General features: G+C 47.3%; 7 protein-coding genes and 1 pseudogene. 6 read left to right on the top strand and 2 right to left on the bottom strand.

Going from position 1 to position 15,768, the window contains the following annotated elements:
• Positions 1-75: 75 nt before the first annotated feature.
• Positions 76-642: pseudogene (locus QUA03_RS26110) on the top strand (malate dehydrogenase); the annotation flags it as partial.
• A 739-nt stretch (positions 643-1,381) separates the two neighbouring features.
• Here QUA03_RS26110 and QUA03_RS26115 read toward each other — a convergent pair.
• Positions 1,382-1,540 carry a hypothetical protein gene (locus QUA03_RS26115; protein ID WP_333216247.1) on the bottom strand — a complete coding sequence of 53 codons (159 nt, stop codon included), beginning with the start codon at positions 1,538-1,540 and terminating at the stop codon, positions 1,382-1,384.
• Positions 1,541-1,859: 319 nt separating this feature from the next.
• On the opposite strand from QUA03_RS26115, the gene QUA03_RS26120 reads away from it, so the two are divergent.
• The gene (locus tag QUA03_RS26120; RefSeq protein ID WP_333216249.1) at positions 1,860-6,419 is read left to right on the top strand and encodes a PAS domain S-box protein; all 4,560 of its coding nucleotides are present in this window, start codon (positions 1,860-1,862) and stop codon (positions 6,417-6,419) included.
• A 534-nt stretch (positions 6,420-6,953) separates the two neighbouring features.
• Here the strand turns inward: QUA03_RS26120 and QUA03_RS26125 are convergent.
• Positions 6,954-11,084 (bottom strand): EAL domain-containing protein, encoded by a 4,131-nt coding sequence (locus QUA03_RS26125; protein WP_333216251.1) that lies wholly within the window; start codon positions 11,082-11,084, stop codon positions 6,954-6,956.
• Positions 11,085-11,546: 462 nt separating this feature from the next.
• Between QUA03_RS26125 and acnB the strand changes: the two genes are divergently transcribed.
• The 4 genes from acnB (at position 11,547) to QUA03_RS26145 (ending at position 15,563) form a co-directional block, all read left to right on the top strand.
• Positions 11,547-14,162, top strand: a complete 2,616-nt coding sequence (gene acnB / locus QUA03_RS26130) for a bifunctional aconitate hydratase 2/2-methylisocitrate dehydratase (RefSeq protein WP_333216252.1) — start codon at positions 11,547-11,549, stop codon at positions 14,160-14,162.
• Positions 14,163-14,231: 69 nt separating this feature from the next.
• Complete coding sequence (locus QUA03_RS26135; protein WP_333216254.1) at positions 14,232-14,645, top strand: hypothetical protein; 414 nt, start codon at positions 14,232-14,234, stop codon at positions 14,643-14,645.
• Positions 14,642-15,097, top strand: a complete 456-nt coding sequence (locus tag QUA03_RS26140; protein ID WP_333216256.1) for a nucleic acid-binding protein — start codon at positions 14,642-14,644, stop codon at positions 15,095-15,097. The genes QUA03_RS26135 and QUA03_RS26140 overlap by 4 nt, the downstream gene beginning before the upstream one ends.
• An 85-nt stretch (positions 15,098-15,182) precedes the next feature.
• Positions 15,183-15,563, top strand: a complete 381-nt coding sequence (locus tag QUA03_RS26145; protein ID WP_445304801.1) for a cupin domain-containing protein — start codon at positions 15,183-15,185, stop codon at positions 15,561-15,563.
• The last annotated feature ends 205 nt before the right edge of the window (positions 15,564-15,768 follow it).

The raw sequence follows: 15,768 nt of genomic DNA on the forward strand, positions 1-15,768 counted from the left end.
TTATGTTCAACTAAGCAAATCGAAAATTATTTTGCTCACTGCTGTTACTGTACCTCTTAGTCACGCAAAGTGCTGTATTTAGCTTGGGAAGCTGCAGATTTGCCCAAACACCGAGTCATGGGGATGGGGGGAGTTCTCGACTCCGCCCGCTTTCAAACTTTTATTGCCATGGAATTGGGCGTTTCAATTGCTGAGGTCAATGCCACTGTCATCGGTTCTCATGGCGATTTGATGGTTCCTTTGCCCCGCTATTCTACTGTCAACGGTATTCCGATCAATCAACTTATGGATGCTGGGGCGATCGATCGACTCGTACAGCGGACTCGCCACGGCGGCGCAGAAATTGTAGAATTGATGAAGACTGGTAGTGCTTATTTTGCACCCGCATCTTCTGTCTGTTTGATGGTAGAATCTATCTTATTTAATCAGTCGCGACTCTTGCCTTGCTGCGTTTATTTGCACGGCGAATACGGTGTGCAAGATATCTTTTTAGGAGTGCCCTGCCGCTTGGGAACTCAGGGAGTCGAACAATTAGTGGAACTCGAACTCAGCGATACTGAAAGAGCATCCTTTATCGAGTCGGGCAAATTGGTTGCCCAAAATATTGAGGAAGCGAAGGCAATACTGAAAACTGCTTCTTAAGCTGTCGAGTATTTAAATTACATATTGTCTGTTCCCCGTTTCCCGTTTCCTGTTCCTTTTCACCAAATTCTCACACCCTATTGAAATGCACAACAGCTTAAGCTTGTAGCAATTCGTCGATCGCAGCAGCCGATCGCTCGTCGCTTCAATATAATAATTTATACTGAGTATGACAGTGCGATCGCTCTTTCGTAAGTTGGCTTCGAGGATTTAAACCTCGCTTTGATAAATATTTTAATCATGCTTGTTATGCTGTATTTCACAAGCAGAAAATTGGCAGCAAAAAACCGATAAATAAACCCAAGATTGTACCATAAAAAATGTGGTAATAGAGCCAAAAATTGCAAAAGCAAGTATTTTTTTTCGCGACAATGGCATCGAAATTTATCTAAAAATTTAAGCAATAATCTTCCATGTTTTCTTTACTAAACCAACCAGCAGTTGGTTTTGGGTTATCTCTCAATCACCATAGTAGAGCCTTTCTCAGTAACATGAGGTGCACGCTTGATAAGCGGGCATAGGGCATAGGCATCCGTCGGCATAGGCATCCGTCGGCATAGGGTATACCTCACCAAGATTGAGAACTGCTATATGCCAGAACCACACGGTTGCACTTTAGAGGTAGAAATGCGAGTTTATACGAAATTTATCCTTTTGGCGGTAATAATAAAAAGGTGACAATCGCAACCGAAGGCGAGCCGAAAAAATGTCAAAATTATTCAGAGACACTGGGAGCATCTCATATTTGTAAAAACACTTCTTCCGGCTTCTTCCTTCTTCCTCTTTCCCGGCAGCAAGAGAGCCTCAAAACTCCAATTTCTACCTTGCCTGCTTTCATTGAGATGCTCCCGATACGCTCCTCCCGATCGCGCAATGGAACCGGGTTTATTGTTTCCACTTTCGGAGTTTCCCTGAGTTAATTACGTTAATAAACCGGGTTTATGTGTAAGTTTTGTTAGCATTATTATCAATAATTGAGAATTAATCAAGTAGCAAATTATGCCACCTTTTCAGTAAATATACGGGAGCTAAGATGGTCTATTGACCTCTAAATCTCGAAAAAATACGGAAATGCAGTGTGAGTAACTGCTAAGTGCTAGCAGAAGGAGGAGAATAGGTTCTTTGCCTTTTTGAGTTACCAGGCTCAACTTGCAGAGCGCTATTGAGATGCCATCAACCTCGATACCAAAACGCAAAATAACTAAATAAAAAGCATTATGTTTCATGAATACCTGTATCACGAAGTCTGCAACCTGCGCGAGAAACTAGCTCACCTAGAAAGACAAACGCAGTCTCAAACCTGGTTCAAAAAGCTGCAAGCGCTGATGGGAGTTATTAGCAAAATTCGTGAATCCCTAGACTTAGAAACAATATTCAAAATCACAGCCACCGAAGTTCGGCAACTCCTAAATGCCGATCGAGTCGCCGTCTACCGCTTTCTTCCCGAATCGGAATGGAATGAGGGCGAAGTAGTGTCCGAAGACGTACTGCCCCAATACAGCCCATCTTTGGGAACCAGAGTCCGCGACTACTGCTTCGGCGAACAATTTGCCACCAACTATGCCAAAGGATACGTTCAAGCAGTCACGGACATTTACAAAGCCCGGTTAAGTCCTTGTCACCTCAAAATCCTCAAGCGATTTCAAATCCGAGCCAACTTAGTCGTACCCCTACTGCAAGGGCAACACCTGTGGGGATTACTGTGCATTCACTCCTGCGGTCAACCCCGCCAGTGGCAAGAAGACGAAATCGAATTTGCCAGACAAGTAGGCGACCATTTAGCAGTTGCCATCTACCAAGCCGAACTGCACTTGCAAACCCAGAGGCAAATAGCAGAAATTGAATCCACGCAGCAGAAACTCCGCGACAGCGAGCAAAAATATCACCAAATTCTCGATTCGATCGGCGATATGGTATTAGTCAAAGGCCCCAAATCCAAAATTGTTTGGGCCAATCAAGCATTCCGCGACTATTACGGCATGACTGAAGAAGAACTTCAAGACATCGTAGACGCACCTTTCGCAGATCCCGACAATACTCTCCAGTACATCAAAGATGACGCCTTCGTATTTGAAACCGGACAGACTTTGCAAATTTCCGAAGAACCGGTGACGCGCTACGACGGAGAAGTGCGGCTGTTCAGCACCGTCAAAACACCGATCCGCAGCGAAAACGGCGAAATCGTCATGACTGTCGGCGTCTCCCGCGATATGACGGAACGCAAAAAAGCAGAAGAAGCCGTCAAAGCCAGCGAAAGCAAATACCGCAGCCTGGTAGAAACCTCCCAAGACATGATTTGGTCGGTCGATGCCATCGGGCGCTACACCTTCGTCAACCCAGCAGTTAAGTACATCTACGGTTACGAACCAGAAGAAATGATCGGTCGGCCGTTCTCCGACTTTGTGACACCAGAACAAAGCCAGAAAGATTTAGAAGTTTTCGCCCGGTTGTTTGCCGGAGAATCACTTTTCCAGTACGAAACCACCCAAATCGCCAAAGACGGCAGCATGAAACATTTAATGTTTAACGCCCTTGCCCTCTACGACGAAACCGGAAACTTCCTAGGCACCACTGGTACAGCCGCCGACATTACCGATCGCAAGCGAGCAGAAGCAGCCTTACAACACGCCAACGCAGAACTAGAGCGTAGAGTAGAAGCACGCACGGCAGAACTGCGACAGACTTTTGCCGCACTCACTGCCAGCGAAACCAAGTTTCGGACGATCGCGGCCACCATCCCCGGAGCTCTGTTCCAATTTTGCAGCAGCCAGGGAGTGTGGAGAGTTGACTACATGAGCGATCGCATCTTCGATATTACCGGCGTCACAGCAGCAGAAATGATGGGAGACATTACCTGCTTCATTTCCCGCGTCCACCCCGAAGACTTGGAAAGCCACCTCGCTTCCGTCAACGAAGCCGTAGTAAACCTCTCTCCCTGGCACTATGAAGGGCGGTTAGTCAAGCCCGACGGTGAGATTCGCTGGTGGCAGGGCGACTCCATGCCCACCCGCAACGAAAATGGCGAGATAGTATTTTGCGGTGTCCTGCTCGACATCACCGATCGCAAAGTTGCCGAAACCGCCATCCGCAATAGCCAGCGACAGCTCAAAGAAGCCCAGAGACTCGCCCATGTCGGCAATTGGGAACTCGACGCAGCCACCGAAACCCTCACTTGGTCGGAAGAACTTTTCCGTATCTTCGGGCTCGAACCGGCCCCCATCGCGCCCAACCTAGCCGAACAGGTAGCTCTGATTCATCCAGAAGATTTGGAATTGTGGCAAACTCAAGTGCAGCAGGGACTCTCAACAGGCATCCCTTTTGACTTTGACTTTCGCCTTTACCGTCCCGACGGCATCTTGCGACACGTGAACGCCGTGGGCAGAGCCGAAACCGATGTGAACGGCAATGTGGTAAAACTGTTCGGTACGGTAATCGATATTACCGATCGCAAAGTGGCCGAAGCAGCACTGCGGCAAGCAGCAGTCGAGTTAGAAGACAGAGTGAGCGATCGCACGGCCGAACTTTCCCAAGCAGTCACCCAATTAGAACAAGAAATTGGTGATCGAAAAGAAGCAGAAGCCGCCCTACAAGTTTCCGAACAAAACCTGCGAACCATATTTAACAATGTCTACGATGCTATCTTCATTCATGATTTAGAAGGAAATATTCTCGATGTCAATAATCGAATGTTAGAAATGTACGGAGTGAGCCAGGAAGAAGCAACAAAATTATCACTTAAAAACGACTATTCAAGCGCCGACAATCCCATTGAACAAATGGGAGAACTTTGGGAAAGAGTATTAGCAGGCGAAACAGGTCGCGTGGAATGGAAAGTGAGGCGCCCCCACGACGGTTCAACTTTTGATGCAGAAATTGCCCTGTCAAGAATTCATCTCAACGGCAATCTCAGCATCATTGCTAACGTCCGAGATATTAGCGATCGCAAACAGGCAGAAGCAGAACTCCAACACGCCCAACAGTTTATGGAGTCCGTACTCAAAACCATACCCGTAGGAGTGGTTGCCAAGGATGCTCAAGAACTGCGGTTTGTTCTGTGGAACCCAGTAGCTGAACATTTACTCGGTTTCAGTGCAGCAGAAGTGATTGGCAAAAATGATTACGACTTTTTCCCAACAGAACAAGCTGATTTTTTCACCGCAAAAGACCGGGAAGTTCTCAACAGCGGGCAAATTGTAGAAATCGCCGAAGAAGAGATTGAAACGCGACAAGGAGAAACGCGGATATTTCATACCAAGAAAACAGCAATACTCGATGCTGATGGCAAACCGCAATATCTATTAGCTGTCACCGAAGACATTACCGATCGCAAGCGGGGAGAAATTGCCTTGAGGCGATCGGAAGCCCGACTCAGACAGCAGGCAGATCGAGAAAAATTGCTCAACAGTCTCACCGCTCAAATTCGCAATTCCCTCGATTTCGACAGCATCATTGCTGTCGCCGTCCAAGAAATTCGCGCTTTCCTGCAGATCGATCGCTGCAATTTTGCCTGGTATCGTGGCGACGGGGAGGATGCTTTCTGGGAAATTATTAAAGAATCTCGCCTCCCCGAACTTCCCGATTTAATAGGTTGCTATCAAGCTTCCGACTTAGGTTCTATGGGAGAAAAACTCTTGCATATGGAAATGCTGCTGGTGGATGATGTCGAAACAGTGGCAGATCATGTTTGGAGAAAATCTCTTAACTCTCTGGGCTACCGATCTGTGTTGGCAATTCCGATACAGGCACTTTCGGGAGTAGTGAGCGTTGTTACCTGCGCCCACTCCGCTGCTGTGCGACCCTGGAGTGAGGGCGAAGTAGAATTATTACAAGCAGTTACAGTTCAATTGGCGATCGCCCTCAACCAAGCCGATCTTTACGCCCAAACTCGCAATAAAGCTCGCGAATTAGAGAAAACTTTGCAGAAATTAACCAGCACTCAATCGCAGTTAATTCAAAATGAAAAAATGTCAAGTCTCGGTCAACTTGTGGCAGGAGTCGCCCACGAAATCAACAACCCAGTTAACTTTATTTACGGCAATCTCAGCCACGCCAACGACTATACCCAAGACTTGCTACACCTGATCGAACTTTACCAAAACCACTATCCCGATCCAGTCCCGGAAATTCAAGAGGAAGTAGAGAAAATTGAACTTGAATTTCTAATGGAAGACTTGCCCAAGTTACTTTCTTCAATGAAAGTCGGTGCAGATAGAATTCAACAAATTGTTGCTTCTCTCCGCACATTTTCCCGCATGGACGAAGCAGAAATGAAAGCCGTCAACATCCACGAGGGCATAGATAGCACCCTGATGATTTTGCAGCACCGCCTCAAAGCTAAACACAATCATCCCGAAATTGAGGTGATTAAAGAATACGCTCAATTGCCCTTAGTAGAATGTTATGCCGGACAGTTAAATCAAGTATTTATGAACATCTTGAGCAATGCTTTGGATGCTTTGGAAGAACGGGATCAGCGCCGTTCTGCTGAGGAAATGCGGCAAAAGCCCAGCAACATCCGCATCCGCACTGAAATATCGCCAGCGGGCAAAGTAATCATTCGGATTGCTGACAACGGGCCGGGAATACCGGAGACTGTCGGCACTCGGCTTTTTGACCCGTTTTTTACCACTAAACCTGTCGGTAAAGGCACTGGGATGGGCTTGTCAATTAGCTATCAAATTGTTACAGACAGACACAACGGGTCGCTCAAATGCACTTCTTCGCCGGGACAGGGTACAGAATTGGCGATCGAGATTCCCCTCAAAGCTAATTGTTAATAGGGACTTGGTAAGCTGTAATTGGCAATTGGCAATTGCGAAAGCCTTACTGTGCCTCAGTTGTGTAATTTTAAACCAAATAAAATCCGGTAGCATAGTCGGGCGTAAAATCTACTCAATACTCAACAATCACGGACCCTACAAGCGGAATTTAACTCACTCATCTGCGTTAATCTGTGTTAATCTGTCCTCATCTGCGGTTTAAAAAAGAGAATGTATTAACCGCCGATGACAAGGGATTAACGCGGATTCACGCAGATGAAGAATTCCGATCCTAACAGATTTGATATCATTTCCGGTTACACTCCTTATGATGTTGACTGTTGACGGTTGACTGTTCACGGAGTCAACCGTCAACCGTCAACAGTGAACTCGAATTTACTATTGCGATGCTAACGGATTTGATATGATATCATCACGTAAAATCTAATTTTGATGCACCATTTATTCCCTGGTGCATCTGTTTTGAGATTAGGAGTTTGTAGCAAAAATGTCTTCACGGGGTGAGGCACCCTTTACCAATCTGTACCTCAATCAGTCCATAATTGCTATATTACCCAGACTTATCAAGATTTCTGTCACGGCAGAACTTTCCAAAGGTTTAGAAAACCAATATCCCTGAGCTAATTCGCAGTCTAGTTCTCGAAGCTGTGCTAACTGTTCGGCTGTCTCTACACCTTCGGCGATCGCATTTAATCCCAAATTGTGAGCCAAAGTTACGATCGCCCGCACAATCTGCAAAGGCTGACCCCCATCGTCACCATTTTCGACAGCCCCCAAGCGGCTCACAAAAGATCGATCGATCTTCAGTGTATCCAGGGGAAAACGGTGCAAGTAACTTAAAGACGAATAGCCAGTACCGAAATCGTCGATCGACAATCGAATATTTCTACTTTTTAATTGGGATAGCACAATATTGGCTTTCTTGACATTTTCCACGATCGCACTTTCAGTAATCTCCAATTTTAAACAGCTCGGATCGCAGCCAGTTTCTGCTAAAATTTCATCGATTTCCTCGATTAAATTCGGCATACCTAACTGTTTAGGAGAGAGATTGACGCTCATTGTTAATTGCGAAGGAGCAATAATTGGTAATTTAAAATTCGGAATTAGTACCTGGGCAGTTGTACTGAACGTAGCCGAAGAGTTGGTAATTGGGAATTGGGAATTGGTAATAGATGAGTGGAAATCGCTAATCGGGAATTGGTAACTCGGAATTGGTAATTTTTTACTGATTCTTTCTTCCCTGTGACCAATACTGGGGGTACACTCAGTAAAAGTTCCGTGTTCCTCATGCCCTGTATCTGTTACATCACTTAACTCCCCTACATTACCCGTTGCCATCTTCCCTGTTGTTACCCTGAGCGAAATCGAAGCGCCTTCTTCCTTCTTGTTACCCTCAACGACTTGCCCTGAGTGCAGCCGAAGCGAGTCGAAGGGCATTGTTCCAACTTCCATTGGACTTCTTCCCTGTTGCTCGGTTAACATTTCTTGCCAAATCCGCAATTGCTGACAAGCTTCCCGCAACACCCAGGCTCCCAGAGGCACGATCAAACCTGTTTCTTCAGCTACAGGGATAAAAGTAGACGGCGGAACTAGACCCCGAACTGGGTGGTGCCAACGCACCAAGGCCTCAAAACCTTCGAGCGCACCGCTGGCGATCGAAACAATCGGTTGGTAGTGCACAATAAAGTGCGAACATTGATCCTTGCTCTCTCCTAATTCCTCCTTGCCCAAAATAGCCAACCGCAGGTCAGTTTCTAACTGCAACAGCGACATAGTTTGGTCGTGCATTGCCAAATTAAACACTTCGTGGCGGGCCTTACCCAAAGCTTTAGCGCGGTACATAGCGATGTCAGCATCGCGTAGGAATTCTTCCGGGTGAGTGTACGAATTTAATTCGCCACTGGCGGTGGCTTCGCCTCGACTGAAAACAATGCCAATGCTAGCGGTGGTAAATACTTCGTGCCCTTCGAGATGAAACGGCTTCGTCAGTTCTTTTTGTATCTTTTTAGCTGCGAGGGTGGCGTCGCTGAGGCTCTGAATGTGATCTAGCAGGATGGTGAATTCGTCTCCCCCCAGTCGGGCGACGGTATCAGAAACCCGGACGCAGGTTTGCAGTCGCTGGGCGAGGGCGATTAGCAGTTTGTCTCCTAAAACGTGTCCTAAAGAATCATTCACTACTTTGAAGCGGTCTAAATCTAGGAAAAGTAAACCAAATTTGTAATCGGGGGACTGATTGGATCGGCGGATGGCTTGTCCTAGCCTGTCGATGAACAAAACCCGGTTGGGCAAACCCGTCAGCGCATCGTGAAAAGCGCCGTGCAGCAGTTGCCGTTCTACTCGCTTGCGCTCGGTGACATCTCGGATAATAATCTGGCCGGCCGTCGAGCCTTGATAAATAGCGGGGATGCCGGCCATTTCAACGTCTATTATTTGTCCGTCGAGCCGCATCAGTTTTTGTTCGGCAAGGTCGAGTGGCTGATTTTCTATCTCGACTAGCCGAATGCGCTCTGTGGCTATTTGCACATAGTTTGGATGGACGAAATGCAATATGGGAAAGCCAATCAGCGCTTCAGGAGAACTCGCACCGAGGAGTTTTGCGCCGGCAGCATTGATGTAGGCGATTTTCCCTTGACTGTGAACGGCGATCGCTTCGGGAGATAGTTCTACTAAACGGCGATAGCGTTCTTCACTTTCTTTGAGAGATACTATCAACTCGCATCGCTCTTTTTCAGCTTGCTGGCGTTCGACTTCCATTTGGTGAACTGCCAGAATTTTGCCAATACTTTGAGCCATCAATTCTATAATTTCTATTTCCTCATACTTGAACTTTCTTTTTTTTATTTCTGGCGAACTAAAACTTAAAGTTCCGTAGGTTTTATTGTTAACAAAGATCGGCGTTCCGATGTAAGATTCTGATTTGCAGCTTTGATAAGCTGGATGTTCGCGCATCTCTACGTCTGCTCCTATATGAGAATATGCAACTGTTTTGTTGAGCTTAATGACTGCGGCGCAGTAAGTATCGCTGAGGTTCAATTCTAAGCCTCGTACGAAGTATCCTAAATCTGTTTTCGCTGCCTGGACAATAAAAGTTTCGCTCTCAACTTCAGCCATGATCCCTATAGAAAGTCCGAACATCAAACAGCCTGCTGTTAGATAATCGTCAACCCGTTCTTCAAAGTTTTGATAATGATAAGTTGTAATCCGGTGCAAGTGTTTGAGATTAGCGCTAAAAGCTGCTAAAGCTTGAGAATTTAAAAATAATTCTTCTTCCGAGCGCTGGCGGTCGGTAATGTCTGTTTGCACTCCAATAAAGTGGGTTAAGTGTCGCCGCGAGTTGTAAACCGGAGCGATCGACAGTTCGTGCCAAAAAGGGGTGCCGTCTTTCCGAAAGTTGCGTAATATAACTTGAGCTTCTCTGCCTTCTTCAATCGCAATTCGCAATTCTTTGGCAGCGGGGGTGTCAGTGTCTGTGCCCTGCAAAAATCGGCAATTTTTTCCCATTAACTCGTCTCTGCGATAACCCGTAATCCGCTCAAAACTGGGATTGACATAAATAATCGGATTATCTGCAACGGTTGCGTCGGTGATTGCAATGCCGTTGCTGCAACTTTCGATCGCCCGTTCCATCATTTGTAAGCGCTCTTGCGATCGAATCCGCTCGATCGCCGCAGCTAACACGTTAGCGATCGCTTCTACAAAATAAACGTCATCTTGACTGAAAACCCGCTCTTGGCTGGTATGAACCCCCAAAATGCCCCAAGCCTGCGAGGAGGAACTGCTGGCTGGTTCTGCTTGTCCCCAATTGCTCCCCAGCCCCCGATTGCCGGGAATGATGACAGTAAGGCCACTGACAGCCCGGTGGTTGTGCAGCAGCGGCAACTCGCTAAAGCGCGTTTCCACCCGCAAATCTTCGACGATAGTCGGTTCGCCCACTAGCAATGTGTAACCTGCTTGCGATCGGGCAGAAGCCGCAACAGTAGCGCTGCCGACGAGGCCCGGCTGCCAGCCAACCCCCGCTCGCAGCATAAAAGCATGACCAGAGGGCAACAGTTCTAACACCTGGCAATAATCAACGTCCAGGGTTTGAGCAATTAAAACCGCAGCTTTGTCCATCAGTGCGGACAAATCTGTTTCGGCCAGGGCCTGCTGCCCCAAGTAAGCGACGGCCGCTTGCTGGCGGGCTCGCGAGTGGATTGACGTGAGCAATTCCTGCTCCTTGGCGGCCACTCGCTTCCGATCCGTAATGTCGGTGAACGCTGACAGAACAGCTTTCCCCGACACCAATGTCAGATACCGCATCGATACACTCGCCCAAAACAGCGTGCCGTCAGCTTTTTTAAGCCGGACTTCTGTCTCGCGGACGTGTCCGTTGCGGGCGAGCCGCAACAGCAATTCCTGGCGCTCTGCAGGTTTGTGGTAGAGCATTTCAGCTTTGTGGCGGTCGATCGACTTAAATCCTGTGAACCCGAAAGCCTGACGACATAAATCGTTACTATAAAGAATTGTGCCATCCGCCAGACTGCTGACAATCAGGGGTATGGGCATCGAGTTGGCGATCGTCAGCAGTAATTCTTTGGTTCCTTGCAGCTCTTTGTACAAGTCTGGCTTGGAGGCCCAGCCGTGACAGTTTTCAGAGTTTTCAGGGATAAAACTTTCCATTTTTTAATCGATCCATTAGCAGGACAACTTTTTTAAACTTGTGGTCAATCAATACTGCGGACTGTTTTTAATTGGCATTCGTAGAATAAAAGTTTCAAGTCGATTCGCCAATGGAGCTACCAACGGAAAATCAAGGGTTTCAGACTACGAACTAAAAACAGTCCAGATTATTGGTAAATGACGATTTCAGATGCGGAGGAGGATCTACAGTAGCCCACAACACATTAATCTTAACCAGAACTATGCAACTGAAGGCCCCTAAACTGCTCGGCTGAAGTTTGATACGCTGCTCTCCCGTTAAAGACCACATCTGTCTTTGGTATGAAAATCTACTGTTTTTAAAGTTGCGTTAAGTTTTTATAAGAGCGAGGTACTTTACCCAATGTGCAGCGGAAGCTCCTAATCTAAAAAGTAAAGTCACCTACAAACAACCACCGAATACTATCCGAGGAGAGAGGAGAAATGCTTGAATCTTACCGCCGTACCGCTGCCGAACGGGCCCATGAGGGAATTCCACCGCTGCCGCTAGACGCCCAGCAAACGTCGGAACTGTGTGAACTGCTGAAAAATCCGCCGGCTGGAGAAGAAGAAACCTTAATAGAATTATTGCGCGATCGCGTCCCCCCAGGCGTAGACAGCGCCGCCTACGTCAAAGCTGGTTTTTTAACTGGCATTGCTAAAGGCGAAATCCACAGCCCCCTAATTGCTCCCAAATGGGCAGTTTACCTGCTGGGGACAATGATGGGCGGTTACAACGTCCAATCTTTAATCGATTTGCTCAACCCCACTGCCGAAGTCGCTATTCCCGCCACCGCCGCCCGGGCACTGAGCAAAACGTTGTTAGTATTCGACGCTTTCCACGACGTTATAGCTTTGTCTGATACCAATCCCTACGCCAAGCAGGTAGTCGATTCTTGGGCGGATGCCGAGTGGTTTACAGGCCGTCCTGTATTGCCAGAAGCGATTACCGTTACAGTCTTTAAAGTTCCTGGAGAAACCAATACTGACGACTTGTCGCCTGCACCTCATGCTACCACGCGACCGGACATTCCTCTACACGCTTTGGCGATGCTCGAAAGTAAGATGCCTGGGGCTTTGCAAACCATTGCAGACTTGAAGCAAAAAGGTCATCCCGTAGCCTATGTTGGTGATGTTGTCGGTACCGGTTCGTCACGGAAATCGGCGATTAATTCCGTGCTCTGGCACATTGGCAATGATATTCCGTTTGTGCCGAACAAGCGCAGTGGCGGTTATATTTTAGGAGGTGCGATCGCGCCGATCTTCTTCAATACCGCTGAAGATTCCGGCGCATTGCCGATCGAATGCGATGTTTCCCAAATGGAAACAGGAATGGTAATTACCATCCATCCTTACAAAGGCGAAATCACCAACGAAACCGGAGAAATCATCTCCACCTTCACCCTGAAACCCGACACAATCTTAGACGAAGTTCGCGCAGGTGGCCGAATTCCGCTATTAATTGGAAGAACTTTAACCGACAAAACCCGCGCCGCTTTAGGACTAGAACCTAGCACTATTTTCACCCGTCCCACAATCCCAGTAGATACGGGCAAAGGCTTCACTTTAGCCCAAAAAATGGTAGGCAAAGCTTGTGGTTTGTCCGGCGTTCGTCCCGGTACATCTTGCGAACCAGTAATGACAACAGTCGGCTCGCAAGATACCACCGGGCCGATGACTCGAGACGAATTGAAAGAACTTGCTTGTTTGGGATTTAGCGCCGATTTGGTAATTCAAAGTTTCTGCCACACCGCCGCTTATCCCAAACCAGTTGATGTCAAAACTCACCATGAATTACCCGATTTCATGGCAGAGCGCGCCGGCATAGCTTTGCGCCCCGGAGACGGCATAATTCACTCCTGGCTGAATCGAATGTTATTGCCAGATACAGTGGGAACTGGCGGCGATTCTCACACTCGTTTTCCTTTGGGAATTTCCTTTCCTGCTGGTTCGGGATTGGTGGCATTTGCTGCAGCCTTGGGCGTTATGCCTTTGGATATGCCGGAATCAGTTTTAGTGCGGTTTAAAGGTGAATTGCAGCCCGGAGTAACGCTGCGGGATGTTGTGAATGCAATTCCCTATGTGGCAATTCAAAAAGGTTTGCTAACCGTCGCGAAACAGAACAAGAAAAACATCTTTTCTGGGCGGATTATGGAGATTGAGGGCTTGCCAGATTTGAAGGTCGAGCAGGCTTTTGAATTGACCGATGCGACTGCAGAGCGTTCTTGCGCTGGATGCACGATTAAATTGAGCGTGGAGACTGTTTCCGAGTACATTCGCTCCAATGTCGCGCTGCTGAAAAACATGGTGGCGCGGGGCTATCAAGATGCGCGGACGATGATGCGCCGGGTGGCGAAGATGGAGGCATGGCTGGCAAATCCGGTGCTGCTGGAGGCTGATGCTGATGCGGAATACGTTGAAATCATCGAAATCGATCTGAACGAGATTAAAGAGCCAATTGTGGCTGCTCCCAATGACCCGGATAATGTTAAGTTGTTGAGTGAGGTTGCGGGCGATCGCGTTGACGAAGTATTTGTCGGTTCTTGCATGACAAATATCGGTCACTACCGCGCCACTGCGAAGGTGTTGGAAGGTGCAGGGGAAGTGAAAACTCGCCTGTGGATTTGTCCGCCAACTCGGATGGATGAACAGCAACTCAAAGAAGAAGGTTATTACAGCATTTTTGGAGCCGCTGGAGCTCGCACAGAAATGCCCGGATGCAGTCTTTGTATGGGCAATCAAGCACGGGTTAAAGATGCGACAACGGTTTTTTCAACTTCTACTCGTAACTTTAACAATCGCATGGGCAAAGATGCTCAAGTTTATCTCGGTTCGGCGGAATTGGCGGCCGTTTGTTCGCTGTTAGGTCGCCTTCCTACAGTCAAAGAATACAATGACATTGTGTCGAAGAGAATCGATCCTTTTGCTGGTGATTTGTATCGGTATTTGAATTTTGATCAAATTGCTGGTTTTGAGGATGAAGGACGAGTTATTGCTTTGGAAGATATGCCTCGAATTGAGGATATTTTGGGGATTCCCGATGGTGTATTGAGCAAGTAAAAAGCGGGCGGGCGCTCGCCCGCCCTGTGTTTATAATATAAGTAAATGAGAGAAAGGAAAAAAGTAATTATGTCGGAACAAGTTTTAAGCAGCGAAAGCCCAGGTACTGTAAACTCCGCGCCCGAAACTCCTACGGTTGAATATAAAGAGAGCGATCGCCCCTTAAGCCAGCCCATCGCGGAATTTCTCCGCGTAATTCAGCAAACTCCCAGAGAATATTGGCCGAATTTACTTCAGATAATGCGCTTATTTATGGAAACGGTGACAGTAAAGCCCGTATTGTCCGAGCCTCCCCAGACATCTGAGAAAATAGACATTACTAAACTGTCGCTGGAGGAACGGATACAAAGAAATCAAGGTGCAATTGAATTAATCAATTCATGGATTGAGGAGGGAGATGAACAAGAACAAACAGAAACCGCTGAATATCTCCGTAAAGCTTTAGATGAAGACCGCCTTTCTAATCGGCCATTATTCCCATGAGTAGAGTAATAATTCTCGACTCTGGCTCATTAGGAATGGTAACAAACCCTAAAGCATCCTCTGCTGAAATTCAAGAGTGCAAAGTTTGGCTAAACTCTTTAATGCGGAGGGGCGAAATAATAATTCTGCCTGAAATTGCTGACTACGAAGTGCGACGGGAGTTGATCCGCGCAGGTAAATTAGCAGGTATTCAACGGCTTGATGAATTGAAATTACAACTTACCTACCGTCCTTTGACTACAGAAGTAATGCTTTTGGCCGCTCAGTTGTGGGCTGATTCGAGAAGGAGAGGAAGACCAACCGCAGAACCTAATGCACTTGACGGGGATGTGATTTTGGCGGCTCAAGCAATATTGGAGGCAAGTGAAGGCAATGATGTGGTAATTGCTACAACAAATGTGGGGCATTTGTCGCAATTTGTTGATGCTCGCGAGTGGCGGCTAATTGAGTAATGTTTAAATCGATCGCACTTAGCCAATCCCTGCTATACTTTGAACTACACATATTTTTGCAGACACCGTTGGCGAGATAAACAGGATGGTGGAAACAGTGGAGACAAGCGAAAAAATTGACGATCGCACACAAACCCGCTACTGGGGCCAAGTTACAGTCATAGACGCGGGCGATCGTTATAAGATCAATCGCATTGAAGTCAAGCCGGGGCATCACATCAGCACCCAAATGCACTATCACCGCAGCGAGCACTGGGTTGTCGTCTCCGGTACCGCTAAAGTTATCTGCGACGACAAAGAGACGATTCTCATGCAGAAACAGTCAACCTACGTTCCCATGAATACTGCTCATCGCGTAGAAAATCCCGGCGTTATTCCCTTGGTGATGATTGAAATCCAAAATGGTGAATACCTCGGCGATGATGACATTATCCGCTTCGCCCAGGATGCTCACGAGTCAGATTGATCCTAGATCCAAATTTGAAGCAATCGCAGACGCCTCGGAAAAGCTTCGCACACCGAACAATGACCTACGCTACGCAGCTACCGGAAACAAGATAAATACTATAATTGAAAATTTAGGGGCAATTTCAGAAGAGACTGTTGGCGAATGTCTGAGGGGTTTCACCCCTCAGACATCGCCGTCCTGAATAGGCAGAATGATTGTGTAA

Source organism: Microcoleus sp. S36b_A4 (genome assembly GCF_036700645.1).
In the GTDB taxonomy this organism is placed as follows: Bacteria; Cyanobacteriota; Cyanobacteriia; order Cyanobacteriales; family Microcoleaceae; genus Microcoleus.